The 21450-nt window shown below is 67.9% G+C and carries 25 protein-coding genes; 15 read left to right on the forward strand and 10 right to left on the reverse strand.

Annotated elements, in window-relative coordinates:
- Nucleotides 1-2 precede the first annotated feature (2 nt).
- The 6 genes from FG99_RS10920 to FG99_RS10945 are packed head-to-tail and all read left to right on the forward strand — an operon-like array spanning nucleotide 3 to nucleotide 3751.
- Complete coding sequence (locus FG99_RS10920) at nucleotides 3-425, forward strand: DUF4426 domain-containing protein (protein ID WP_009615227.1); 423 nt, start codon at nucleotides 3-5, stop codon at nucleotides 423-425.
- Nucleotides 422-1015 carry an RdgB/HAM1 family non-canonical purine NTP pyrophosphatase gene (gene rdgB, locus FG99_RS10925; protein WP_009615226.1) on the forward strand — a complete coding sequence of 198 codons (594 nt, stop codon included), beginning with the start codon at nucleotides 422-424 and terminating at the stop codon, nucleotides 1013-1015. The genes FG99_RS10920 and rdgB overlap by 4 nt, the downstream gene beginning before the upstream one ends.
- Nucleotides 1012-2208 (forward strand): radical SAM family heme chaperone HemW, encoded by a 1197-nt coding sequence (gene hemW, locus FG99_RS10930; protein ID WP_043269513.1) that lies wholly within the window; start codon nucleotides 1012-1014, stop codon nucleotides 2206-2208. Before rdgB ends, hemW begins: the two co-directional genes overlap by 4 nt.
- A gap of 14 nt (nucleotides 2209-2222) precedes the next feature.
- Entirely contained in the window at nucleotides 2223-3062 is an 840-nt protein-coding gene (locus tag FG99_RS10935; RefSeq protein ID WP_043269515.1) for a glycosyltransferase, read from the forward strand.
- A gap of 60 nt (nucleotides 3063-3122) precedes the next feature.
- Entirely contained in the window at nucleotides 3123-3446 is a 324-nt protein-coding gene (locus FG99_RS10940) for a DUF3392 domain-containing protein (RefSeq protein ID WP_009615221.1), read from the forward strand.
- A 50-nt stretch (nucleotides 3447-3496) separates the two neighbouring features.
- Nucleotides 3497-3751, forward strand: a complete 255-nt coding sequence (locus FG99_RS10945) for a hypothetical protein (protein WP_009615219.1) — start codon at nucleotides 3497-3499, stop codon at nucleotides 3749-3751.
- Nucleotides 3752-4160: 409 nt separating this feature from the next.
- Here FG99_RS10945 and trmB read toward each other — a convergent pair whose 3' ends face one another.
- The 4 genes from trmB to FG99_RS10965 all read right to left on the reverse strand — a co-directional run bounded on the left by trmB (nucleotide 4161) and on the right by FG99_RS10965 (nucleotide 6511).
- Complete coding sequence (gene trmB / locus FG99_RS10950) at nucleotides 4161-4832, reverse strand: tRNA (guanosine(46)-N7)-methyltransferase TrmB (RefSeq protein ID WP_218187146.1); 672 nt, start codon at nucleotides 4830-4832, stop codon at nucleotides 4161-4163.
- A 138-nt stretch (nucleotides 4833-4970) separates the two neighbouring features.
- A complete protein-coding gene (locus FG99_RS10955; RefSeq protein ID WP_009615215.1) occupies nucleotides 4971-5777 on the reverse strand; it encodes a thiazole synthase in 807 nt (268 codons plus the stop codon).
- A 57-nt stretch (nucleotides 5778-5834) separates the two neighbouring features.
- Complete coding sequence (gene thiS / locus FG99_RS10960) at nucleotides 5835-6035, reverse strand: sulfur carrier protein ThiS (protein ID WP_009615213.1); 201 nt, start codon at nucleotides 6033-6035, stop codon at nucleotides 5835-5837.
- 101 nt (nucleotides 6036-6136) lie between these two features.
- The gene (locus FG99_RS10965; protein WP_043269519.1) at nucleotides 6137-6511 is read right to left on the reverse strand and encodes a DUF423 domain-containing protein; all 375 of its coding nucleotides are present in this window, start codon (nucleotides 6509-6511) and stop codon (nucleotides 6137-6139) included.
- A gap of 32 nt (nucleotides 6512-6543) precedes the next feature.
- On the opposite strand from FG99_RS10965, the gene mtgA reads away from it, so the two are divergent.
- Nucleotides 6544-7269: a monofunctional biosynthetic peptidoglycan transglycosylase gene (gene mtgA / locus FG99_RS10970; protein ID WP_043269522.1), complete on the forward strand. Its 726-nt coding sequence runs from the start codon at nucleotides 6544-6546 to the stop codon at nucleotides 7267-7269.
- Between the two features lie 7 nt (nucleotides 7270-7276).
- Here the strand turns inward: mtgA and FG99_RS10975 are convergent, their stop codons facing one another.
- From FG99_RS10975 to ftsY, 5 genes are all read right to left on the reverse strand, one after another.
- Nucleotides 7277-7879, reverse strand: a complete 603-nt coding sequence (locus FG99_RS10975) for a hypothetical protein (RefSeq protein WP_043269524.1) — start codon at nucleotides 7877-7879, stop codon at nucleotides 7277-7279.
- Nucleotides 7880-7958: 79 nt separating this feature from the next.
- Nucleotides 7959-8813 carry an RNA polymerase sigma factor RpoH gene (rpoH, locus tag FG99_RS10980; RefSeq protein WP_009615206.1) on the reverse strand — a complete coding sequence of 285 codons (855 nt, stop codon included), beginning with the start codon at nucleotides 8811-8813 and terminating at the stop codon, nucleotides 7959-7961.
- A gap of 113 nt (nucleotides 8814-8926) precedes the next feature.
- Nucleotides 8927-9934 (reverse strand): permease-like cell division protein FtsX, encoded by a 1008-nt coding sequence (ftsX, locus tag FG99_RS10985; RefSeq protein WP_009615204.1) that lies wholly within the window; start codon nucleotides 9932-9934, stop codon nucleotides 8927-8929.
- Nucleotides 9934-10605 (reverse strand): cell division ATP-binding protein FtsE, encoded by a 672-nt coding sequence (gene ftsE / locus FG99_RS10990; protein ID WP_009615202.1) that lies wholly within the window; start codon nucleotides 10603-10605, stop codon nucleotides 9934-9936. The genes ftsX and ftsE overlap by 1 nt, the downstream gene beginning before the upstream one ends.
- Nucleotides 10602-12014, reverse strand: coding sequence for a signal recognition particle-docking protein FtsY (ftsY, locus tag FG99_RS10995; protein ID WP_043269526.1), 1413 nt, complete (start codon nucleotides 12012-12014; stop codon nucleotides 10602-10604). The genes ftsE and ftsY overlap by 4 nt, the downstream gene beginning before the upstream one ends.
- Nucleotides 12015-12121: 107 nt before the next feature.
- Here ftsY and FG99_RS11000 point away from each other — a divergent pair, with 107 nt between their 5' ends.
- The 6 genes from FG99_RS11000 (at nucleotide 12122) to FG99_RS11025 (ending at nucleotide 18163) form a co-directional block, all read left to right on the forward strand.
- Complete coding sequence (locus FG99_RS11000) at nucleotides 12122-13531, forward strand: M16 family metallopeptidase (RefSeq protein WP_177330901.1); 1410 nt, start codon at nucleotides 12122-12124, stop codon at nucleotides 13529-13531.
- Nucleotides 13528-15021 (forward strand): M16 family metallopeptidase, encoded by a 1494-nt coding sequence (locus FG99_RS11005; protein ID WP_043269530.1) that lies wholly within the window; start codon nucleotides 13528-13530, stop codon nucleotides 15019-15021. The genes FG99_RS11000 and FG99_RS11005 overlap by 4 nt, the downstream gene beginning before the upstream one ends.
- Complete coding sequence (gene rsmD / locus FG99_RS11010) at nucleotides 15021-15632, forward strand: 16S rRNA (guanine(966)-N(2))-methyltransferase RsmD (protein WP_043269532.1); 612 nt, start codon at nucleotides 15021-15023, stop codon at nucleotides 15630-15632. Before FG99_RS11005 ends, rsmD begins: the two co-directional genes overlap by 1 nt.
- Nucleotides 15633-15661: 29 nt before the next feature.
- Nucleotides 15662-16666 (forward strand): virulence RhuM family protein/type II toxin-antitoxin system death-on-curing family toxin, encoded by a 1005-nt coding sequence (rhuM, locus tag FG99_RS11015; protein ID WP_043269534.1) that lies wholly within the window; start codon nucleotides 15662-15664, stop codon nucleotides 16664-16666.
- Between the two features lie 11 nt (nucleotides 16667-16677).
- Nucleotides 16678-17673 (forward strand): hydrolase, encoded by a 996-nt coding sequence (locus FG99_RS11020; protein ID WP_043269536.1) that lies wholly within the window; start codon nucleotides 16678-16680, stop codon nucleotides 17671-17673.
- A gap of 79 nt (nucleotides 17674-17752) precedes the next feature.
- Nucleotides 17753-18163, forward strand: coding sequence for a GNAT family N-acetyltransferase (locus tag FG99_RS11025; protein ID WP_051878777.1), 411 nt, complete (start codon nucleotides 17753-17755; stop codon nucleotides 18161-18163).
- Nucleotides 18164-18524: 361 nt separating this feature from the next.
- On the opposite strand, the gene FG99_RS11030 is transcribed toward FG99_RS11025, so the two are convergent.
- On the reverse strand, nucleotides 18525-19196 hold the full coding sequence (locus tag FG99_RS11030) for a TetR/AcrR family transcriptional regulator (RefSeq protein ID WP_043269538.1): 672 nt from the start codon (nucleotides 19194-19196) through the stop codon (nucleotides 18525-18527).
- A gap of 244 nt (nucleotides 19197-19440) precedes the next feature.
- On the opposite strand from FG99_RS11030, the gene FG99_RS11035 reads away from it, so the two are divergent.
- Both FG99_RS11035 and FG99_RS11040 read left to right on the forward strand, forming a co-directional pair.
- Nucleotides 19441-20871 (forward strand): coniferyl aldehyde dehydrogenase, encoded by a 1431-nt coding sequence (locus tag FG99_RS11035; RefSeq protein ID WP_043269540.1) that lies wholly within the window; start codon nucleotides 19441-19443, stop codon nucleotides 20869-20871.
- A gap of 33 nt (nucleotides 20872-20904) precedes the next feature.
- A complete protein-coding gene (locus FG99_RS11040; protein WP_043269542.1) occupies nucleotides 20905-21450 on the forward strand; it encodes a twin-arginine translocation pathway signal protein in 546 nt (181 codons plus the stop codon).

Consider the following 21450-nt stretch of genomic DNA (forward strand, 5'->3'; position numbering starts at 1 on the left):
CCATGCGCCGCCTAGCCTCCCTGCTGTTCTGCCTGTTCCTGGCACTGCCGGCCTTCGCCGAGCAGGCCACCACGCTGGGGGACCTCAAGGTCCACTACAGCGTCTACAACTCCAGCTTCCTCCAGCCCAAGGTCGCCGCGGCCGTCGGCGTGGTGCGCAGCAAGGCCCAGGGCGTGGTCAACATCGTGCCGCTGGACGCCAGCGGCAAGCCGGCCCAGGTCACCGTCTCCGGCACCGCCAAGAACCTCATGGGCCAACCGATCCCGCTGACCTTCAAGCGCGTGGTGGAAGAAGGCGCGGTCTACCACATCGCCCAGTTCCCCATCGAAGGCCGTGACACCCTGACCTTCGACATCCAGGTACAGAAAGGCTCCGAAGCCCCGCAAAGCTTCGAGTTCCTCCAGGAAATCTACCCAGACGAATGATCAAGCTCGAACAACTGGTGCTGGCCAGTCACAACGCCGGCAAACTCAAGGAACTCCAGGCCATGCTGGGCGCCCACGTGAAGGTGCGCTCCATCGGCGAGTTCAGCGACGTGGAGCCGGAGGAAACCGGCCTGTCCTTCGTCGAGAATGCCATCCTCAAGGCGCGCAACGCCGCGCGCATCTCCGGGCTGCCGGCGCTGGCCGACGACTCGGGCCTGGCGGTGGACTACCTCGGCGGCGCGCCGGGCATCTACTCCGCGCGCTACGCCGACGGCAAGGGTGATGCGGCGAACAACGCCAAGCTGCTGGACGCCCTGCAGGGCGTGCCGGACGACCAGCGTGGCGCGCAGTTCGTCAGCGTCCTGGCCCTGGTGCGGCATGCCGACGACCCGCTGCCGATCCTCTGCGAAGGCATCTGGGAAGGCAGCATCCTCCACGAGGCCCGCGGCGAGCACGGCTTCGGCTACGACCCGCTGTTCTGGGTGCCGGAAAGCGGCTGCTCCAGCGCCGAACTGCCCCCCGAGCAGAAGAACCGCCTGAGCCACCGCGCCCGCGCCATGGCGCTGCTGAAACAGCGGTTGGGGTTATGAAAGCAGCTGAAAGCTCGAAGCTCGAAGCTGAAAGCCACCAGCTTCCAGCTTCCGGCTTTCAGCTCCCGCCCCTGTCGGCCTACATCCATATCCCCTGGTGCGTGCGCAAATGCCCGTACTGCGACTTCAACTCCCACGCCGCCGGTCCGGAGCTGCCCGAGGACGCCTACGTCCAGGCGCTACTGGCCGACCTGGCGGCTGACCGGCAGCACGTCCACGGCCGCAGGCTGACCTCGATCTTCTTCGGCGGCGGCACGCCCAGCCTGTTCTCCGCCAGTGCCCTGGGGCGCATCCTCGAAGGCCTGGAGCGCGAAGTCGGTTTCGAAAACAACATCGAAATCACCCTTGAGGCCAACCCCGGCACCTTCGAACAGGCCAAGTTCGCCGACTACCGGGCCCTGGGCATCAACCGCCTGTCCATCGGCGTGCAGAGTTTCCAGGCCGACAAGCTCAAGGCCCTGGGGCGTATCCACGATGGCGACGAGGCGGTGCGCGCGGCGGACATGGCGCGCCGCGCCGGCTTCGACAACTTCAACCTCGACCTGATGCACGGCCTGCCCGACCAGAGCGTGGCCGACGCCCTGGCCGACCTGGAGCAGGCCATCGCCCTGGCCCCGACGCACCTGTCCTGGTACCAGCTGACCATGGAGCCGAACACGGTGTTCTGGAGCCAGCCGCCGGAACTGCCGGAAGACGACGCCCTCTGGGAAATCCAGGAAGCCGGCCAGGCCCGGCTAGCGCAGGCCGGCTACGTCCAGTACGAGACTTCGGCCTACGCCCGCGACGGCCTGCGCGCCCGGCACAACCTCAACTACTGGACCTTCGGCGACTTCCTCGGCATCGGCGCCGGCGCCCACGCCAAGCTCAGCAGCCCCGAAGGCCGCATCCTGCGCACCTGGAAGACGCGCCTGCCGAAGGACTACCTGAACCCGGCCAAGGCCTTCCAGGCCGGCGAACGGGTGCTGGAAGCGGCCGACCTGCCCTTCGAGTTCATGATGAACGCCCTGCGCCTGGTGGACGGCGTCCCGGCAGAGCTGTTCGAGCAGCGCACCGGCCTGCCGCTGCAAGCCATCGCCGAAGCCTGCCGCGAAGCCCGCGCCCAGGGCTTGCTGGCCGAGGACGACGAGCGCCTGCGGCCGTCCGAGCGCGGCCAGCTGTTCCTCAACGACCTGCTGCAGCAGTTCCTGCCCTGAGGCCTGCGCGCGGCATGCGAGCGACCATCGTCCTGGTGATCTACAAGCAGAAGCTCGGCGACTCGGAGAGCTTCCGCAGCCTCATGCAGAACCAGGACCTGCTGGCCACCCATGACGTCAGCCTGGTCATCCACGACAACAGCCCAACGCCCCAGGCGCTGCCGCCCGGCGAATACCCCATCGCCGTGAACTACAGACACGACCCGAGCAACCCGGGCCTCGCCGCCGCCTACAACCTGGCGCTGCGCGACGCCTGCGAGCAAGGCCACGACTGGTTGCTGCTGCTCGACCAGGACACCCGGCTGCCCGAGGCGTATTTCCACGAACTGACGGAACGGGCGGACGGCCTGGCCGCCGATTGCGTCTGCATGGTGCCGCGGGTCAGCGATGGCCAGCGCCAGGTCTCGCCCATGGACAACAGCCGTGTCCGCGCCAGTGCGGAGGGCATCGAGACCGGCTATCGCAGGCAGCAGATGACCGCGATCAACTCCGGCGCCTGCTGGCGCACGACCTGGCTGGACCGGATCGGCGGCTTCAATCCCGCCTTCCCGCTGGATTACCTGGACCACTGGGCCTTCCACCGCGCGCTGTCCGACGGCAAGCAGGTCTACGTCATGGCCGCGGGAATCCGCCAGAACCTCTCGATCAGCAGCCGCAACCAGGTATCCCGGGCCCGCTACGAAAGCATCTACGAGTCGGAGTACCGCTACTACAGCCAGCACCGCCCCGAACTCTTCGCCAGCTACCGGCGCCACCTGCCGCTGCGCCTGATCAAGCAGCTTCTGCTGCTGCGCGACAAGAAACTGGCCTGGAAGACGTTGCAACTGCTGCTGCGAAAAAAGCCCGACAGCTGAACCACCCACCTGTCGCTCGGGTAAACTCCCCCGTCGACCGCCCCCGACCAAGGAGCCTGCATGGACTTCGCCCTCGACCTGATCGCCAGCGCCTCCCGCTGGAGCCGCAGCCATCTGTCCGATATCGCCCTGGCGATCATGGCCACCCTGCTGGTGCTGTTCGGCCCGGCGATCAACGCCTGGGTGCAGCAGCGCATCGGCAGCCTCAACTTCGTCTTCCGCACCCTGCTGTTCGTGCTCATCTGCGCCGTGGGCTACGGCCTGGCCATGGTCTTCGTCACCCCCTGGGTGGCCCACGGCCTGAACTACTTCAACAACTACACCCTGGCGCCGGTGCTGCTGTTGCTGTTCTTCATCATCGGCATGATCGCCGACCGCAGCTGACGGGCCTGCTAGTGTTTCCCCAGTAGCCAACGCGCAGCTGGGGAAACGCCATGAAACCGATCAAGCACCTGTACCTGCACTTCGTCGACGGCCAGCGCCTGGCGCTGCGCTTCCCGCAACAGAGCGAGGACCCGGTGGAGGTAGCGCAGGGCATCCGCAAGCAGTTGGAGTCGCCCTGCCTGAGCATCGAGGTGGACGGCGACCTGCTGCTGATCCCGCGCAGCAGCATCAAGTACCTGCAGATCACCCCGGCGCCGCTGAGCCTGCCGGACATCACCGTGGTCGGCGCGGAGCTGATCGACTGATTCCGCGGTAGGAGCGCGCCCTGCGTGCAATCGCGGGCAGGGCCCGCTCCTACAGGGGCAGGGGAAACACTGACGTAGGATGGGTTGAGCGAAGCGATACCCATCACCGCAACCGCATGGGTTTCGCAGGCTCAACCCATCCTACGAAGAGCACCTCGGCGCAGTCGACACGCCGCCGCTCCACCCACGCCATTGCCATGTAGGAGCGCGCCCTGCGCGCGATATCGCGGGCAGGGCCCGCTCCTACAGGGGCAGGGGAACGCCCTCGTAGGATGGGTTGAGCGAAGCGATACCCATCACCACGGCCGCATGGGTTTCGCAGGCTCAACCCATCCTACGAAAAGCATTGCGGCGCAGTCGACACGCGCCGCCCCACCCACGCCATTCCCATGTAGGACGTTTCGATGGCTCAGTCGACGCGCTGGAACTTCAGGTCCCAGACGCCATGGCCCAGGCGCTCGCCGCGGCGTTCGAACTTGGTCACCGGGCGCTCTTCCGGGCGCGGCACGTAGGTGTTGTCCGGGGACAGGTTGCGGTAGCCGGGCGCGGCGTTCATCACTTCCAGCATGTGCTCGGCGTACTGTTCCCAGTCGGTGGCCATGTGCAGGACGCCGCCGACCTTGAGCTTGCTGCGCACCAACTCCGCCCAGGCCGGCTGGACGATGCGGCGCTTGTGGTGGCGCGCCTTATGCCAGGGGTCGGGGAAGAACAGCAGCACGCGGTCCAGGCTGGCGTCGGCCACGCAGTCGCGCAGCACTTCCAGGGCGTCGCAGCTGTAGACGCGGATGTTGGTGAGATTCTGCGTCAGCATGCCGTTGAGCAGCGCGCCCACGCCCGGGCGGTGCACTTCGACGCCGATGAAGTCCTGGTCCGGCGCCGCGGCGGCCATCTCCAGGGTGGCGTGGCCCATGCCGAAGCCGATCTCGAAGGTGCGCGGGGCCTTGCGCCCGAACACCTGGTCGAAGTCGCGCGGGCCGTCGACCAGTTCCAGGCCGAAGCGCGGCCAGCCCTGGTCGAGGCCGCGCTGCTGGCCTTCGGTCATGCGCCCGGCGCGCATCACGAAGCTCTTGATGGTGCGCATCGGCCGGTCGGTGGCCTGCTCGGCCTGGGGCTGCTGGGTATCGCTCATGTTCGGACCTTGGAAAAAACGGGGCAGTGAAAGTGACGACGGGCCGGCCCGCGCTTGGCGAACCGGCCCGCTCGGGGCGCCGCGCCGGGGTCAGCCGATCAGGCCGCTCATCGGCGAGGAGGCGCTGGCGTACAGTTTGCGCGGCATGCGCCCGGCCAGGTAGGCCAGGCGACCGGCGACGATGGCGTGCTTCATGGCCTCGGCCATCATCACCGGGTTCTGCGCGTGGGCGATGGCGGTGTTCATCAGCACTGCCTCACAGCCCAGTTCCATGGCGATGGTGGCGTCGGAAGCGGTGCCTACGCCGGCGTCGACCAGCACCGGCACCGTAGCCTCTTCGAGGATGATGCGCAGGTTGTAGGGGTTGCAGATGCCCAGGCCGGAACCGATCAGGCCGGCCAGCGGCATCACCGCGATGCAGCCCATCTCGGCCAGCTGGCGGGCGATGATGGGATCGTCGCTGGTGTACACCATCACGTCGAAGCCGTCCTTGACCAGCACTTCGGCGGCCTTGAGGGTTTCCACGACGTTGGGGAACAGCGTCTTCTGGTCGGCCAGCACTTCCAGCTTGACCAGGTTGTGGCCGTCCAGCAGCTCGCGGGCCAGGCGGCAGGTGCGCACCGCTTCCACGGCGTCGTAGCAGCCGGCGGTGTTCGGCAGGATGGTGTAGCGGTCCGGCGGGATCACGTCGAGCAGGTTGGGCTCGTCGGGGTTCTGGCCGATGTTGGTGCGGCGCACCGCCACCGTGACGATCTGCGCGCCGGAGGCCTCGATGGCGCGGCGCGTCTCGTCGAGATCCTGGTACTTGCCGGTGCCGACCAGCAGGCGCGATTCATAGGTGCGCCCGGCGAGGGTGAAAGGCTTGTCGACCGGCAGGGTGGAAGAGGCTTGGCTCATCGGATCTTTCCTCAGCAAAAGCGGGTGGGGCGGGGCCTGAATCGGGGAAGCGACGGCCTAGCCGCCGCCGATGGCGTGCACCACCTCCACCTGGTCACCCTCCTTGAGGGCGGTGGCGGCGTGCTGGCTGCGCGGCACTATGTCCAGGTTCAGTTCGACCGCGACGCGGCGCCCGCCCAGTTCCAGGCGTTCGAGCAGGTGGGCCACGCTCTGGCCGTCGGGCAGCTCGTAGGGTTCGCCGTTCAACTGGATACGCATGGGCAGCACCGTCGCGATTGGAGGGGGTGGGCATTCTAGCCCGAGAGCCGGCGATGACCAAGGCGCAAGCGGGGCATCGGCCGGCGATTCTGACGTCCGGGTCAGCCCGCCAGCCTCCAGGCCGCCAGGCCCAGGCACAGCCAGCCGGCGAGGAAGCAGACGCCGCCGATGGGCGTGATGGCGCCGAGCACCGGGGTGGACGTCAGGGTCAGCAGGTAGAGGCTGCCGGAGAAGATCAGGATGCCGGCGACGAAGAACCCGCCGGCGATGCCCACCAGGCGGCCGCCCAGGTGCGCCGACAGCAGCGCCACGCCGAACAGGGCCAGGGCATGGAGCATCTGGTAATGCACGCCGGTCTGGAAGATCGCCAGGTAGTCGGCGCTCAGGCGGCTCTTCAGGCCGTGGGCGACGAAAGCGCCGAGAGCTACGCCGGTGAAACCGAAGAAGGCGGCGAACAGCAGGAAGGTACGCAACATGGGAAACTCCCCGATAGGTCAGGGCCGTTATAATGACGCGCACTATCGCCCGGGCAAACCCCAGCATGCGCAACCTACTCCGCCGCCTGTTCAAGTTCCTCGTCTATTTCGCCCTGGGCAGTGTGGCCGTGGTCGTCGTCCTGCGCTGGGTGCCGCCGCCGGGCAGCATGCTGATGGTCGAGCGCAAAGTGCAGTCCTGGTTCAACGGCCAGCCCATCGACCTGCAGCGCGACTGGCGCAGCTGGGACGCGATTTCCGACAACCTCAAGGTGGCGGTCATCGCCGGCGAGGACCAGAAGTTCGCCGAGCACCACGGCTTCGACCTGCCGGCCATCGAGCAGGCCCTGGCCCACAACGGCCGTGGCAAGAGCCTCCGCGGCGCCAGTAGCATCAGCCAGCAGACCGCCAAGAACCTGTTCCTCTGGTCCGGCCGCAGTTGGCTGCGCAAGGGCCTGGAAGCCTGGTTCACGGTGCTGCTGGAGACCTTGTGGCCGAAGCAGCGCATCCTCGAGGTCTACCTGAACAGCGCTGAGTGGGACGACGGCGTGTTCGGCGCCCAGGCCGCCGCGCGCCATCACTTCGGCGTCGACGCCAGCCGCCTGTCGGCGCAGCAGGCCGCGCAGCTCGCTGCGGTGCTGCCCAACCCGCGCCAGTGGAGCGCCGCGCGCCCCAGCGGCTACGTGCGCCAGCGCGCCGCCTGGATTCGCCAGCAGATGTGGCAGCTCGGCGGCCCCGATTACTTGGAGCGCCTGCGCTGAGCCACGCTCAGTGCGCCAGGCTCTCCCGCGGCACCACCTGCAGCCAGACCAGTTCGCCATTGCGGTGCAGCAGCGTCAGACCGCGCTCGGGGTAGATCCACGCCTCGCCGCCGTCGGTCTGCAAACGCAGGCGCGGCGGGCCGAAGCTGGCCACCAGGCGGCCGACGCTCAGCGTCTGGCTGGGCGCCAGCAGCACCGAGGCCACCACCTGCCGGCGCAGTTGTTCCAGCATGGCGTCGCTGAGCGGCTGGTCGGGCGCCCCCGGCGCTATGCCCGTGGCCTTCTGCAGGCTGCTGCGTTCTTCATCGCTCAACACCAGCTCGGCCTCCATGCGCCAGGGCCCGTCGGGCGTGCCCAGGGTGCCGCGGTAGCTCAGCTGGGCGCCCTGCTGGTCGCGGGTCAGCCACAGTGCGCCTTCCTGCCAGCTGTGCAACTGGCCGAGGTCCAGGGTGCCGTCGGCCAGGGGGCCGAACACCTCGCGCTGCCAGTCCTCCAGCCAGGCCGGGGGCGGCAGCGGCGCCGTGGAGCGCGCCACCCACAGGCCGGCGGCGAAGGCCAGCAGGGCGAAGGCGAGGATCAGCAGGCCATGGGCCGGGCGTAGTCGGGGCATCGGGTCTCCGGGCATTCGCGGGCAGAAAAAAACCGCACCCCGAGGGGTGCGGTCTTCAGTCTAGCGGTGCAGCGGGCGCTTATGCCTCGATGCGCCCCTTGAGCTTGTTCATCGCGTTCTTTTCCAGCTGACGGATGCGCTCGGCGGACACGTTGTACTTGGCCGCCAGGTCGTGCAGCGTCGCCTTCTCCTCGGCCAGCCAGCGCTGGTGGAGGATGTCGCGGCTGCGCTCGTCCAGGCCTTCCAGCGCCTCGTGCAGGCTGGCGGTGGAGCTGTCGCTCCAGTCCGCTTCCTCCAACTGGCGCGCCGGGTCGTAGCGATGGTCTTCCAGGTAGTGCGCCGGCGACTGGTAGGCGCTGTCGTCGTCGGCGTCGGCCGCCGGGTCGAAGGCCATGTCCTGGCCGCTCAGGCGGCTTTCCATCTCGCGCACTTCCCGGGCTTCCACGCCCAGGCTCTCGGCGACGCGTTCGACTTCGTCGTTGCTCAGCCAGGCCAGACGCTTCTTCTGGCTGCGCAGGTTGAAGAACAGCTTGCGCTGCGCCTTGGTGGTGGCGACCTTGACGATCCGCCAGTTGCGCAGGATGAACTCGTGGATTTCCGCCTTGATCCAATGCACGGCGAAGGACACCAGACGCACACCCATTTCCGGGTTGAAGCGTTTCACGGCCTTCATCAGGCCGACGTTGCCCTCCTGGATCAGATCGGCCTGGGCCAGGCCGTACCCGGAATAACTCCGGGCGATGTGCACGACGAAGCGCAGGTGCGCCAGCACCATTTGCCGTGCCGCTTCCAGATCTTGCTGATAGAAGAGGCGTTCGGCCAGTTCGCGCTCCTGCTCCGGCGTCAACAGCGGGATGCTGTTCACCGAGTGCACGTAGGCTTCCAGGTTCGCGCCGGGAGCCAGGGCATAGACAGGTTGCAAAGAAGTGGTCATGCGAATCCTCCGATTCACGAAACTCGCGCAGTGTAGCACTGAGCGATCTGACTGCAAGCGGGTGTAAAAGTTCCTTTACAGCCTTGAAGAAAACCGGGCAAATCAGTCGTTTGTCAGCGCGGCGCCAGCTCCCGCAGGTGCCGCGCCACGGCCAGCCAGGCGCCGATCCAGCCCAGCAGCACCGCGCCTATGGTCAGCGACAGGCCGTCGTTCAAGGGCACGCCGGCCAGGGTGAAATCGCTGCCGTAGAGGCCGGCCAGGTTGACCACCGAGGCGTTCAGCCAGTTCAGCCCGAACTCCAGCAGGGCCCAGGACAGGATGCCGGCGCCCAGGCCGTAGAGCGCGCCCATATAAAGGAAGGGCCGACGCACGTAGCCGTCGGTCCCGCCGACCAGCTTGATCACTTCGATTTCGTTACGGCGGTTTTCGATGTGCAGACGAATGGTATTGCCGATCACCAGCAGCAGGGTCAGCACCAGCACCACGGTCAGGCCGAAGACGAAGCGGTCGCCCAGCTTGAGGATGGCCGACAGCCGCTCGACCCACACCAGGTCCAGTTGCGCCTGTTGTACACCCGGCAGCTCGGCCAGGCGTTGACGCAGGGCATCGAGCTGGTTGCGGTCGACCTGCTTGGGCGTCACCGAGATCACCGCCGGCAGCGGGTTCTCTGGCAGCTCCTTGAGCGCCTCGCCCAGGCCGGACTGTTCCTGCAGCTCTTTCAGCGCGTCCTCGCGGCTGATCAGCTGCGCCTCGATCACGTCGGGCATGCGCTCGATCTGTTCGCGCAGGTCCTGGCCCTGGCTCTCGCTGGTCTTCAGGTCCAGGTACAGGGAAATCTGCGCCGCGCGCTGCCAGGAGCCGCCCAGGCGCTCGACGTTGCCCAGCAGCAGCGACAGGCCCATGGGCAGGCTCAGGGTGATGCCCATCACCAGGCAGGTGAAGAAGCTGCCGAAGGGGTGGCCGAACATCCGCTTGAGGCTGTCCACCAGGCTGGCGCGATGGCTTTCGCCGTAGGCGCTGAACAGCTGGCCCCAGTCGGTGGATTCCTTCTCCACGCGCTCGCGGCTCTTCTTCGGCTGCGTGCCCTCTTCCGGAGCGTGCGGCAGTTGCTGATCGTTCATCAGGCCTCCTCCTCGCGGTCCGCGATGATCCGCCCGCGCTGCAGGGTGATCATCCGATGGCGCATGCGCGCGATCAGCGCCAGGTCGTGGCTGGCGATCAGCACGGTGGTGCCAAGGCGGTTGATGTCTTCGAACACGCCCATGATCTCCGAGGCCAGGCGCGGGTCGAGGTTGCCGGTGGGCTCGTCGGCTAGCAGCAGGGCCGGGCGGTGCACCACCGCGCGGGCGATGCCGACGCGCTGCTGCTGGCCGGTGGAGAGGTCCGACGGCAGGTCCTCGGCCTTTTCCTTGAGGCTCACACGGTCGAGCGCCGCTTCCACCCGCTGGGCGATCTCCGCCTTGGGCAGGCCGAGAATCTGCAGCGGCAGGGCGACGTTGTCGAACACCGTGCGGTCGTTGAGCAACTGGTGGTTCTGGAACACCACGCCGATCTGCCGGCGCAGGAAGGGAATCTGCGCGGTGGTGATGCGCGCCAGGTCCTGGCCGCCGAGCAGCAGTTTGCCGGAGGTCGGCCGCTCCATCGCCAGGATCAGCCGCAGCAGGGTGCTCTTGCCGGCGCCGGAGTGGCCGGTGACGAAGAGGATCTCGCCGCGGTGGATGCGGAACGAAGCGTCATGCAGGCCGACGTGGCCGTTGGGATAGCGTTTGCCGACCTGCTCGAAGCGGATCATGCGGTCTCCCGGGTCTCGAACAATGCACGGACGAAAGCGTCGGCCTCGAAGGTGCGCAGATCGTCGATCCCTTCGCCGACGCCGATGTAGCGGATCGGCAGGCCGAACTGCTTGGCCAGGGCGAAGATCACCCCGCCCTTGGCGGTGCCGTCCAGTTTGGTCAGGGCCAGGCCGGTGAGTTCCACGGCGTTGTTGAACTGCTTGGCCTGGTTGATGGCGTTCTGCCCGGTGCCGGCATCCAGCACCAGCAGGACCTCGTGGGGAGCCGTGTCGTCCAGCTTGCCGATGACCCGGCGCACCTTCTTCAGCTCTTCCATCAGGTTGTCCTTGGTGTGCAGGCGCCCGGCGGTGTCGGCGATCAGCACGTCGACGCCACGGGCCTTGGCGGCCTGCACGGCGTCGAAGATCACCGAGGCCGAGTCGGCGCCGGTGTGCTGGGCGATCACCGCGATGTTGTTGCGCTCGCCCCAGACCTGCAGCTGTTCAACGGCAGCGGCGCGGAAGGTGTCGCCGGCAGCCAGCATGACCTTCTTGCCGTCCTGCTGCAGCTTCTTCGCCAGCTTGCCGATGGTGGTGGTCTTGCCCACGCCGTTCACCCCGACCACGAGGATCACATAGGGCTGCTTGCCGGCCGCGATGGCCAGCGGTTGTTCCACCGGGCGCAGCAGGCCGGCCAGTTCTTCCTGCAGGGCCTTGTACAGCGCTTCGCTGTCGGCCAGTTCCTTGCGCGCCACGCGCCGGGTCAGGTTCTGCACGATGGCGGTGGTGGCCTCGACGCCGACGTCGGCGGTCAGCAGGCGCGTCTCGATCTCGTCGAGCAGGTCGTCGTCGATGGCCTTCTTGCCCAGGAACAGGCTGGCCATGCCCTCGCCGAGGCTGGCGCTGGTCTTCGACAGGCCCTGCTTGAGGCGGGCGAAGAAGCCGAGCTTGGCCGCTTCGGTCGGAGCGGCGGGCTTCTCGACGGCGACGGGCGCGGGCTCGGCGGCTGCCGGCTGCTCCGCGACCGGAGCCGGAGCCGGAGCCGGAGCCGGAGCCGGGACAGGCTCGACCACGGGCGCGGCGGGGACGACTGGCGCGGCCGCTTCCACCGGGGGCTGCGGCTCGGCCGGGCGAACAGGCTCCAGCGGCTCGGCCGGCACGCTTTCGGCCTGCGGCGCCGACGCCAACGGCTCGGCGGGGGCCACGGGCAGCGGCGTGCTCAGCTCGTCGACAGGGGCCGGACGGGGCGCGTCGGCCGCCGCGGGTTGCTCAGGCTGCGCCGGACTTTCCGCCGGCTGCGCGGCAGCCGCCTCGGCCTCGGGGGCTGGCGCTACGGTTTCTTCGGCCTGGGGTTTCTTGCGGAACCAGCTGAACAGGCCTTTCTTCTCCCCGCCCTGCGGGGCCTTCTTGTCGTCGTTGGAACCAAACATGAATGGCTTGCATCTCAAGGGAGCGGCACGGGACGTGGCCGCCCGGAAAACGGATGGGTATCCTAGCATCTCCTCGCCTGCCGGGGTTAGGCGGCTGCCCGACAGCCATGCCACCGCCCTTCGGGCCACCAGCAAGGACCTGTTCGACCATGAAGAATCCTCCCCGCCGCGCGCTCGGCCTGCTCTGGGGCGTACTCTGCCTGCCGCTGTTCGCCGTCGCCGCCGAACCCCAGCCGACCCACGAATACGTACTGGACAACGGATTGAAGCTGGTGGTTCGCGAAGACCACCGCGCCCCCGTGGTGGTCTCCCAGCTCTGGTACAGGATCGGCTCCAGCTACGAGACGCCCGGCCTCACCGGCCTGTCCCACGCTCTGGAGCACATGATGTTCAAGGGCAGCAGCAAGATGGGCCCGGGCGAGGCCTCGCGCGTGCTGCGCGACCTCGGCGCCGAGGAGAACGCCTTCACCACCGACGACTACACCGCCTACTACCAGGTGCTGGCCAAGGACCGCCTGCCGGTGGCCTTCGAACTGGAGGCCGACCGCATGGCGCACCTGACGCTGCCGGCCGACCAGTTCAAGAGCGAGATCGAGGTGATCAAGGAAGAGCGCCGCCTGCGCACCGAGGACAAGCCCTACGCCCTCGCCTACGAGCGCTTCAAGGCCGCGGCCTACCTGTCCAGCGGCTACCACTCGCCGACCATCGGCTGGATGGCCGACCTGCAGCGCATGACCATCGACGACCTGCGCGCCTGGTACAAGGCCTGGTACGCGCCGAACAACGCCACCCTGGTGGTGGTCGGCGACGTCCAGCCCGAGGAGGTCAAGGCCCTGGCCCAGCGCTGGTTCGGCGACATCCCGCGGCGCAAACTGCCACCGGCGCGCAAACCGCTGGAAGTGCCCGACCCGGGTGAGCGCCGCCTCACCCTCGAGGTGCGCACCCAACTGCCCAGCCTGATCATGGGCTTCAACGTGCCCAGCCTGGGCAGCAGCGAGAACCCGCGCGAGGTGCATGCCCTGCGGCTGATCTCCGCGCTGCTCGACGGCGGCTACAGCGCCCGCCTGTCCTCGCGCCTGGAGCGCGGCCAGGAACTGGTGGCCGGCGCCTCCGCCTCCTACGACGCCTTCGCCCGCGGCGACACCCTGTTCACCCTGAGCGCCACCCCCAACGTGCAAAAGGGCAAGACCCTGGAGCAGGTGGAGAAGGCCCTCTGGCAGCAGCTCGACGAACTCAAGACCACCTCGCCCAGCCAGGAAGAACTGGAGCGCGTGCGCGCCCAGCTGATCGCCGGGCTGGTCTTCGAGCGCGATTCCATCGCCGCCCAGGCCAGCAGCATCGGCCAGTTGGAGAGCGTCGGCCTGTCCTGGCGCCTTGCCGACCAGGACCTGGAAGCCATCCGCCAGGTCACGGCCGAAGATATCCAGAAAGCCGCCCGCACTTATTTCGTCCGTTCGCGCCTGACCCTCGCCCAGGTGCTGCCGCAAGCCGATACCGACAAGGAGCCGAGCAAATGAGTGAACGAAATGGCCTGCGCTACGGCCTGCTCGGCCTGGTCGTCCTCCTGCTGATCGCCGGCCTGGCGTTCTGCGTCAGCCGCCCCGCCGGCGGCAGCAACCCCGCCCCGCAAACGCCGGCCGCCGCGGCACCCAGCGGCCTGCAGTCGCTGGCCGAGGCCGCCGGCAAGAAGCCCGGCCACCGCCAGTTGGACATCCAGCGCTGGACCACCGCCGAAGGCGCCCGCGTGCTCTTCGTCGAAGCCCACGAGCTGCCGATGTTCGACCTGCGCCTGACCTTCGCCGCCGGCAGCAGCCAGGACGGCGACGCCCCGGGCCTGGCCATGCTGACCAACGCCATGCTCAACGAAGGGGTGCCGGGCAAGGACACCAGCGCCATCGCCGCCGGTTTCGAGGACCTGGGCGCCGACTTCATGAACGGCTCCTACCGCGACATGGCGGTAGCCGGCCTGCGCAGCCTGAGCGAGAAGGACAAGCGCGAGGCCGCCGTCGCCCTGTTCGACCAGGTAGTGGGCCAGCCGACCTTCCCAGAGGAAGCCCTGGCGCGCATTAAGAACCAGGTGCTGGCCGGCTTCGAATACCAGAAGCAGAACCCCGGCAAGCTGGCCGGCCTGGAACTGTTCAAGCGCCTCTACGGCGACCACCCCTACGCCCATTCCAGCGACGGCAACGAGCAGTCGGTGCCGAAGATCGGCGTCGCCCAGCTGCGCGCCTTCCACCAGAAGGGCTACGCCGCCGGCAACACGGTGATCGCGCTGGTCGGCGACCTCAGCCGCGCCGAGGCCGAGGCCATCGCCGCCAAGGTCTCCGCCGCGCTGCCCAAGGGCCCGGCGCTGCCGCCGGTGGCCCAGCCGGCCGTGCCCAAGCCGGGCCCCAGCCACATCGAGTTCCCCTCCAAGCAGACCCACCTGCTGCTGGCCCAGCTGGGCATCACCCGCAACGACCCGGACTACCCGGCGCTGTACCTGGGCAACCAGATCCTCGGCGGCGGCGGCTTCGGCACCCGCCTGATGGACCAGGTGCGCGAGAAGCGCGGGCTGACCTACGGCGTGTCCTCCGGCTTCACCGGCATGCAGGCGCGCGGGCCCTTCACCATCGGCCTGCAGACCCGCGCCGAACTCAGCGAAGGCACCCTCAAGCTGGTCCAGGACATCGTCCGCGACTACGTGAAGAACGGCCCGACGCAGAAGGAACTGGACGACGCCAAGCGCGAACTGGCCGGCAGCTTCCCGCTGTCCACCGCGAGCAACGCCGACATCGTCGGCCAGCTCGGCGCCATCGGCTTCTACGGCCTGCCCTCGGACTACCTGGAGACCTTCCTGGCCCAGGTCCAGGCGCTGGACGTGGACAAGGTCAAGGCGGCCATGCAGCGCCACATCGACCCGGACGCCTTCGTCATCGTCACCGCCGGCCCCACGGTGCCGCAGAAACCGCTGCCGCCGCCCACCGACAAACCGGCCGAACAGCCCCTCGGCGTTCCGGAGCACTGATGAACAGAAGACCCAAGGCGCCCGCCCCCGCCAACGCCCGCCAGCACGGCGGCCAGGGCCAGCTGCGCATCATCGGCGGGGAGTGGCGCAGCCGCCGCTTCGCCTTCCCCGACGGCCCGGGCCTGCGCCCGACCCCCGACCGGGTGCGCGAGACGCTGTTCAACTGGCTGGCCGCCTACGTTCCCGGCGCCCGCGTGCTCGACCCCTTCGCCGGCAGCGGCGCGCTGTTCCTCGAAGCCCTGTCCCGCGGCGCCAGCAGCGGCCTGGCCCTGGACCTGAACCGCGAAGCCGTGGCCGCCCTGCGCGGCCACCTGGCCACCCTCAAGTGCGAGAACGGCGAAGTGCAGTTGCAGGACGCCCTCACCTACCTGGCCAAGCCGGCCCCGGCGCCGGTGGACCTGGTATTCCTCGACCCGCCCTTCCATCAGGACCTGCTGCAGAACAGCTGCCGCCTGCTGGAGGAAAACGGCTGGCTGGCTGCTGACGCCTGGATCTACACCGAGAGCGAAAGCGCCCCTTCCAGCCTCGGCCTGCCGGTCAACTGGCGGCTGCACCGGGAAAAGCAGGCGGGGAATGTGCATTACGCGCTGTGGCGGCGCAGCAGCCGATAAGCCAAACCACCAGGCGCAAGGAGCAGCCAATGGACGAACCGACGCAGAGCCCCATCGCCATTTACCAGGCGGATGACGGCGGCCAGACCACCGAAGTTCGTCTGGAAGGCGAAAGCGCCTGGCTGACTCAGAGGCAGATGGCAGAGCTGTTCGCCACGACGCCGGAAAACGTGCTGATGCACCTGAGGAACATCTACCGGGAAGGCGAGTTGCAGGAAGAGGCAACTACTAAGGATTTCTTAGTAGTTCGCGAGGAAGGCCGGCGAAAGGTGCAGCGCCGGCTCAAGCATTATCACCTCGACGCCATCATCTCCGTCGGCTACCGCGTCAACTCCCGGCAAGGCACACGCTTCCGCATCTGGGCGAACCAGGTACTCAAGGACTACCTGGTCCAGGGTTACGCACTCAACGAGCAACGCCTGAAAGCCCAGCAGGCACGGGTTCGCGAACTGGAGCGGACGCTGACGCTGTTCCAGCAGAACCTCATCGACCAGGCCAGCCTGCCCGAGGCCCGGGGCCTGGTGAGCGTCATCGCCGGCTATGCGCGCACCTTCGTGCTGCTCAACCAGTTCGACAGCGAGCGCCTGCCCGCGGAAGGTTTCGATGAAAGCATCCGCTACGCCATCGAACCCGCCGATGCCCAAGCTGCGATCACGGCCCTGAAGACCGACCTGCTGGCCAAGGGCGAGGCAAGCGAGTTGTTCGGCCGCCCCAAGGACGACAGCTTCCTCGGCATTCTCGGCAACGTCACGCAGTCCTTCGCCGGCCAGTTCCTCTACCCCAGCATCGAGGAGCAGGCTGCGCACCTGCTTTACTTCATCATCAAGAACCATCCGTTCACCGACGGCAACAAGCGTATCGGCGCCTTCCTGTTCATCTGGTTCCTGCAGCGCAACCAGCATCACCTCAAGCACGACGGCGAACTGAAGATCAACGACAACGCCCTGGCCGCCATCGCCCTGCTGGTGGCGCAAAGCGATCCGCGACAGAAAGAACTGATGATCCACCTGATCATGAACCTCATCCGCAACTGAGCCGTGCCCGCATGACTCTGCCCTTCCAACCCGCCTGGTGGCTCCCCGGCCCGCATCTGCAGACGCTCTACGGCTCGCTGCTGCGCAAGGCGCCGGTGCTGCGCCGCGAGCGCGAGCGGCTGTGGCTGGAGGACGGCGACTTCCTCGACCTCGACTGGCACGGCCCGCACAGTGCGCGCACGCCGCTGGTGCTGGCCGTCCATGGGCTGACCGGCTCTTCCGACTCGCACTACATCCGCGGCCTGCAGTTCGCCGTGCAGGCCCGCGGCTGGGCCAGCGTGGCGCTGAACTGGCGCGGCTGCTCGGGCGAACCCAACCTGCTGCCGCGCGGCTACCACTCGGGCATCAGCGAGGACCTGGCGGCGGTCATCGAACACCTGCGGCGCATGCGTCCCCTGGCGCCGCTATATGCGGTGGGCTATTCGCTGGGCGGCAACGTGCTGCTCAAGTACCTCGGCGAGCAGGGCCAGGACTGCCCCCTGCGCGGCGCCGCGGCGGTGTCGGTGCCGTTCCGCCTGGACCGCTGCGCCGACCGCATCGGCATCGGCTTCTCGCGCATCTACCAGGCGCACTTCATGCGCGAACTGGTGGCCTACGTGCGCAACAAGCAGCAGAGTTTCGCCCAGCGCGGCGCCCAGGAGCACCTGGCGGCGCTGGAGCGCCTGGGGCCGCTGGACGGCATGCGCACCTTCTGGGACTTCGACGGCCGCGTCACTGCGCCGCTGCACGGCTTCGCCGACGCCCACGACTACTACAAGCGCGCCTCCAGCCGCTTCTACCTGGGCGGCATCCGCACCCCGACGCTGATCATCCATTCCAGCGACGATCCCTTCATCGACGCCGGCAGCATCCCGCCGGCGGACGAGCTCTCCGCCAGCACCGAGCTGGAGCTGCACGAGCACGGCGGCCACGTGGGCTTCATCGGCGGCACGCCAGGGCGGCCGGACTACTATCTGGAAAGGCGCATCCCCGACTGGCTGCTGGCCCTGCATGGCAGCGCCGGCTGACGCGAGCTTGACCGGGATCAGCATCTGCCGGCCAGCGATGGTCCAGGCTGGAAGCGCCAAAGGGCAAGGAGGGGAAGCCATGAGCGAAGCGACCATCCGCATCCACCGCGCCACGTCGCTGGACGATACCCAGTGCGCCGGCATAGCCACGCTCTACCGCGCCGTCGGCTGGGGCCACCCGAACGACGCGGACGAGTTGCGCGATCTCTGCGAATCTTCCGGCTACGTGCTGCTGGCCAGCGAGGGCGAGCAGGTGGTCGGCCTGCTCCGCGCCGAGCCGGAGAACGCCCAGACCACCTGGCTGGCGGAGCTGGCGGTGCTGCCTGGCCACCAAGGGCGAGGTATCGGCACTTCGCTGATGCAGCGCTTCATCGCCGACCATCCCGGCGCGCGCCTGTACACCGATGCCACCGATGGGGTGGAGGGGTTCTTCCTCCGGCATGGCCTGGAACTGCGCCAGCCGCTGGTGCCGGGGCCGCGCAAGGGGTGATATCTGCGAAGGGCGATACGGCTTTTCGTAGGAGCGAGCTTGCTCGCGAACGGGCGTATGCCGGTTGCTTCGGTGCGACGTTGAATTCCTTTCCCTCTCCCCAGCCCTCTCCCTGAAGGGAGAGGGGGCTTGTCCGTGCCGAGACAAGGCAAGGTTTCAGCCGGAAACCTTCGGTGTTGCCGGCTGACTGCGGGACCTCCAACCCTGCCCAACGGTCCCCTCTCCCTTCAGGGAGAGGGTTAGGGAGAGGGCGCTCTTGGGCGAACACCAAGCACTCACCGGCAAACACCGTTCGCGAGCAAGCTCGCTCCTACGAAAAGCCAAACGTAGGACGCAGTCCGCGATCACCCCTGTGGATAACTCACGCGCCCTGCGAAGAACTTTCCGTCAACGGCACATACAGCCGTTCGGCAATCCGCTCCACCGCCGCCTGCGAATCCTCGGCGATGTGCCCGCTCTCCAGCGCCAGCACCTGGTAGATGCCGCGCCGCAGCAGTTCCTCGCTGAGGTCGCCGGTGACTTCCTGGGTGGTGCAGAGGAAGCGCACCCAGGAGGTGAGGATGATCCAGGCGTTGAGGGTCAGGGCCTCCAGCTGGATTTCGTCCATCCGCAATATCCCGGCCTCGACGAAGCCGCGGTAGATGGCCTTGGCGTTCACCAGCGCGCGGCGGGCGAAGGCGCGGTAGGCCGCGGCCAGCTCCGCGTCGCTTTCCAGCAGGTGCTCCAGGTCGCGGTGCAGGAAGCGGTAGCGCCACATGGCCGCCAGCAGCGCCTCCAGGTAGAAGGTCTTGTCCTCGATGGTCAGCCCGCGGCCTTCGGGCAGGCGCAGGAAGTCGTCGACGCGCGCCTCGTACTCGGCGAACAGCTCGGCGATGATCGCCTGCTTGTTGCGGAAGTGGTAGTACAGGTTGCCCGGGGACATGCCCAGGTGCGCGGCGATGTGGTTGGTGGTGACGCTGCGCTCGCCCTGGGCGTTGAACAGCGCCAGGCTCTCCTGGACGATGCGGTCGCGGGTCTTGATGCGTGGGGCCATGCGCGGACTCGGAATCACTCTTCTACGGCAAGGGGCAAAGGTACACGGATTGCTACGTGCGATGCAGCCGGCGTAACACTCCAGGCGGCCGCCCAGCTTTTCGTTGGGTGGGCCGCGCGGCGCTGACGCGGCATGCTATTTGACACTTTAGAGTAATTGCTCTAAAAATCCAGCGACAAGCACAACGCGAAGCGCCCCACCCACTCGGAGCGCTTCCCCCAGCCGGTCCGCCGAGGAGCCCGCCATGGTCGCCGACATCGCCTACCTGCAGCAGACGCAGCAGGACATCAACCAGCTTCAGAGCCTGTTCGAGCGCCAGCGCCAGGCCTACCGCGCCAACCCGCAGCCCAGCGCCGGCCAGCGCCAGCAATGGCTCAAGAGCCTGGCCGACCTGCTGGTGCGCGAGCAGCAGCCGATCATCGAGGCCATTTCCCGCGACTTCAGCCACCGCTCCGCCGACGAGACCCTGCTCGCCGAGATCATGCCCAGCCTGCACGGCGTGCACTACGCGCGCAAACGCGTGGCGCGCTGGATGAAGCCCTCGCGGCGCAGCGTCGGCATCCAGTTCATGCCGGCCTCGGCCAAGGTGGTGTACCAGCCGCTGGGCGTGGCCGGGGTGATAGTGCCGTGGAACTACCCGCTGTTCCTTGCCATCGGCCCGCTGACCGCCGCGCTGGCCGCCGGCAACCGGGTGATGATCAAGATGAGCGAATCCACCCCGGCCACCGCCCAAGCGCTCAAGGAACTGCTGGCCAAGGTCTTCCCCGAGGACCTAGTGGCCGTGGTCCAGGGCGAGGTGGACGTCGGCGTGGCCTTCTCCAAGCTGCCCTTCGACCACCTGCTGTTCACCGGCGCCACCAGCGTCGGCAAGCACGTGATGCGCGCCGCGGCGGAGAACCTCACCCCGGTCACCCTGGAACTGGGCGGCAAGTCGCCGGCGCTGATCTCCGAGAACGTGCCGATGAAGGACGCCGCCGAGCGCATCGCCTTCGGCAAGTCGCTCAACGCCGGGCAGACCTGCGTGGCGCCGGACTACGTGCTGGTGCCGCAGCAGCGCGTCGAGGAGTTCGTCAGCGCTTACCGCGACGTGGTGCAGGGCTTCTTCCCGACGGTGGAGAACAACCCCGACTACACCGCCATCGTCAACGAACGCCAGTTGACCCGCCTCAACGGCTACCTGAGCGATGCCCAGGCCAAGGGCGCGCAGGTCATCCGCCTGCTGCCGGAAGCCAGCGGGCGGCGCCTGCCCCAGGCGCTGCTGCTGAACGTCGACGACGACATGAAGGTGATGCAGGACGAGATCTTCGGCCCGCTGCTGCCGGTCGTCCCCTACCAGCGCCTGGACGAGGCCCTGGCCTACATCAACGACCGGCCGCGACCACTGGCGCTGTACTACTTCGGCTACGACAAGCGCGAGCAGGAGCAGGTGCTGGCCCAGACCCACTCCGGCGGCGTGTGCCTGAACGACACCCTGCTGCACGTCGCCCAGGACGACATGCCCTTCGGCGGCGTCGGCCCCTCCGGCATGGGCCACTACCACGGCCACGAAGGCTTCCTCACCTTCAGCAAGGCCAAGGCGGTGTTCAGCAAGCCGCGCTTCAACGCCGCCCGGGTGATCTACCCGCCCTACGGCAAGGCGCTGCAGAAACTGGTCTACAAGCTGTTCGTCCGCTGAAACCGCGTATTCCACCCAGGTGAAACAACAACAATGACAGACACCTCCCTGAGCGCGCCGGGACTTTCCCGGCGCGGCGTGCTCAAGATCGGCCTGCTCGGCGGCGCCTTCCTGGCCACCGCCGGCGTCACCGCCACCCTCAGCGGCTGCTCGGCCAGCACCCCGGCCAGCGGCATGAAGGTCATCCGCGAGTCCGACCTGCCCTTCCTGCGCGCCCTGATCCCGGTGATGCTGGCCGGCGCCGTGCCGGCCGAGCGCATGGCCGAGGCGGTGCAGGCCAGCCTCGCCGGCCTCGACCACACCCTCGACCACCTCTCGCCGGAAATGCTCAAGCTCACCGTGCAGTTGTTCGACGTGCTGGCCCTGCCGGTCACCCGCGGCCCGCTCACCGGCATCTGGGGCAGTTGGGAGAAGGCCAGCGCGGACGACGTGAAGCATTTCCTGGAACGCTGGCAGAACAGCTCCATCGGCCTGCTGAAGATGGGCCACAGCTCGCTGCTGCAGCTGGTGATGATGGCCTGGTACGGGCGCCCGGAATCCTGGGCGCACTGCGGCTACCCCGGGCCGCCGAAGGTCTGA

The organism is Pseudomonas sp. AAC (assembly GCF_000725445.1).
GTDB classification, from domain to species: domain Bacteria; phylum Pseudomonadota; class Gammaproteobacteria; order Pseudomonadales; family Pseudomonadaceae; genus Pseudomonas; species Pseudomonas citronellolis.

What these genes read in the sequence shown, in the direction of transcription:
- FG99_RS10920 (WP_009615227.1), top strand. Translation starts at nt 3, where the DNA reads ATGCGCCGCCTAGCCTCCCTGCTGTTCTGCCTGTTCCTGGCACTGCCG.
- rdgB (WP_009615226.1), top strand. Translation starts at nt 422, where the DNA reads ATGATCAAGCTCGAACAACTGGTGCTGGCCAGTCACAACGCCGGCAAA.
- hemW (WP_043269513.1), top strand. Translation starts at nt 1,012, where the DNA reads ATGAAAGCAGCTGAAAGCTCGAAGCTCGAAGCTGAAAGCCACCAGCTT.
- FG99_RS10935 (WP_043269515.1), top strand. Translation starts at nt 2,223, where the DNA reads ATGCGAGCGACCATCGTCCTGGTGATCTACAAGCAGAAGCTCGGCGAC.
- FG99_RS10940 (WP_009615221.1), top strand. Translation starts at nt 3,123, where the DNA reads ATGGACTTCGCCCTCGACCTGATCGCCAGCGCCTCCCGCTGGAGCCGC.
- FG99_RS10945 (WP_009615219.1), top strand. Translation starts at nt 3,497, where the DNA reads ATGAAACCGATCAAGCACCTGTACCTGCACTTCGTCGACGGCCAGCGC.
- trmB (WP_218187146.1), bottom strand. Translation starts at nt 4,832, where the DNA reads ATGCGCACCATCAAGAGCTTCGTGATGCGCGCCGGGCGCATGACCGAA.
- FG99_RS10955 (WP_009615215.1), bottom strand. Translation starts at nt 5,777, where the DNA reads ATGAGCCAAGCCTCTTCCACCCTGCCGGTCGACAAGCCTTTCACCCTC.
- thiS (WP_009615213.1), bottom strand. Translation starts at nt 6,035, where the DNA reads ATGCGTATCCAGTTGAACGGCGAACCCTACGAGCTGCCCGACGGCCAG.
- FG99_RS10965 (WP_043269519.1), bottom strand. Translation starts at nt 6,511, where the DNA reads ATGTTGCGTACCTTCCTGCTGTTCGCCGCCTTCTTCGGTTTCACCGGC.
- mtgA (WP_043269522.1), top strand. Translation starts at nt 6,544, where the DNA reads ATGACGCGCACTATCGCCCGGGCAAACCCCAGCATGCGCAACCTACTC.
- FG99_RS10975 (WP_043269524.1), bottom strand. Translation starts at nt 7,879, where the DNA reads ATGCCCCGACTACGCCCGGCCCATGGCCTGCTGATCCTCGCCTTCGCC.
- rpoH (WP_009615206.1), bottom strand. Translation starts at nt 8,813, where the DNA reads ATGACCACTTCTTTGCAACCTGTCTATGCCCTGGCTCCCGGCGCGAAC.
- ftsX (WP_009615204.1), bottom strand. Translation starts at nt 9,934, where the DNA reads ATGAACGATCAGCAACTGCCGCACGCTCCGGAAGAGGGCACGCAGCCG.
- ftsE (WP_009615202.1), bottom strand. Translation starts at nt 10,605, where the DNA reads ATGATCCGCTTCGAGCAGGTCGGCAAACGCTATCCCAACGGCCACGTC.
- ftsY (WP_043269526.1), bottom strand. Translation starts at nt 12,014, where the DNA reads ATGTTTGGTTCCAACGACGACAAGAAGGCCCCGCAGGGCGGGGAGAAG.
- FG99_RS11000 (WP_177330901.1), top strand. Translation starts at nt 12,122, where the DNA reads ATGCCACCGCCCTTCGGGCCACCAGCAAGGACCTGTTCGACCATGAAG.
- FG99_RS11005 (WP_043269530.1), top strand. Translation starts at nt 13,528, where the DNA reads ATGAGTGAACGAAATGGCCTGCGCTACGGCCTGCTCGGCCTGGTCGTC.
- rsmD (WP_043269532.1), top strand. Translation starts at nt 15,021, where the DNA reads ATGAACAGAAGACCCAAGGCGCCCGCCCCCGCCAACGCCCGCCAGCAC.
- rhuM (WP_043269534.1), top strand. Translation starts at nt 15,662, where the DNA reads ATGGACGAACCGACGCAGAGCCCCATCGCCATTTACCAGGCGGATGAC.
- FG99_RS11020 (WP_043269536.1), top strand. Translation starts at nt 16,678, where the DNA reads ATGACTCTGCCCTTCCAACCCGCCTGGTGGCTCCCCGGCCCGCATCTG.
- FG99_RS11025 (WP_051878777.1), top strand. Translation starts at nt 17,753, where the DNA reads ATGAGCGAAGCGACCATCCGCATCCACCGCGCCACGTCGCTGGACGAT.
- FG99_RS11030 (WP_043269538.1), bottom strand. Translation starts at nt 19,196, where the DNA reads ATGGCCCCACGCATCAAGACCCGCGACCGCATCGTCCAGGAGAGCCTG.
- FG99_RS11035 (WP_043269540.1), top strand. Translation starts at nt 19,441, where the DNA reads ATGGTCGCCGACATCGCCTACCTGCAGCAGACGCAGCAGGACATCAAC.
- FG99_RS11040 (WP_043269542.1), top strand. Translation starts at nt 20,905, where the DNA reads ATGACAGACACCTCCCTGAGCGCGCCGGGACTTTCCCGGCGCGGCGTG.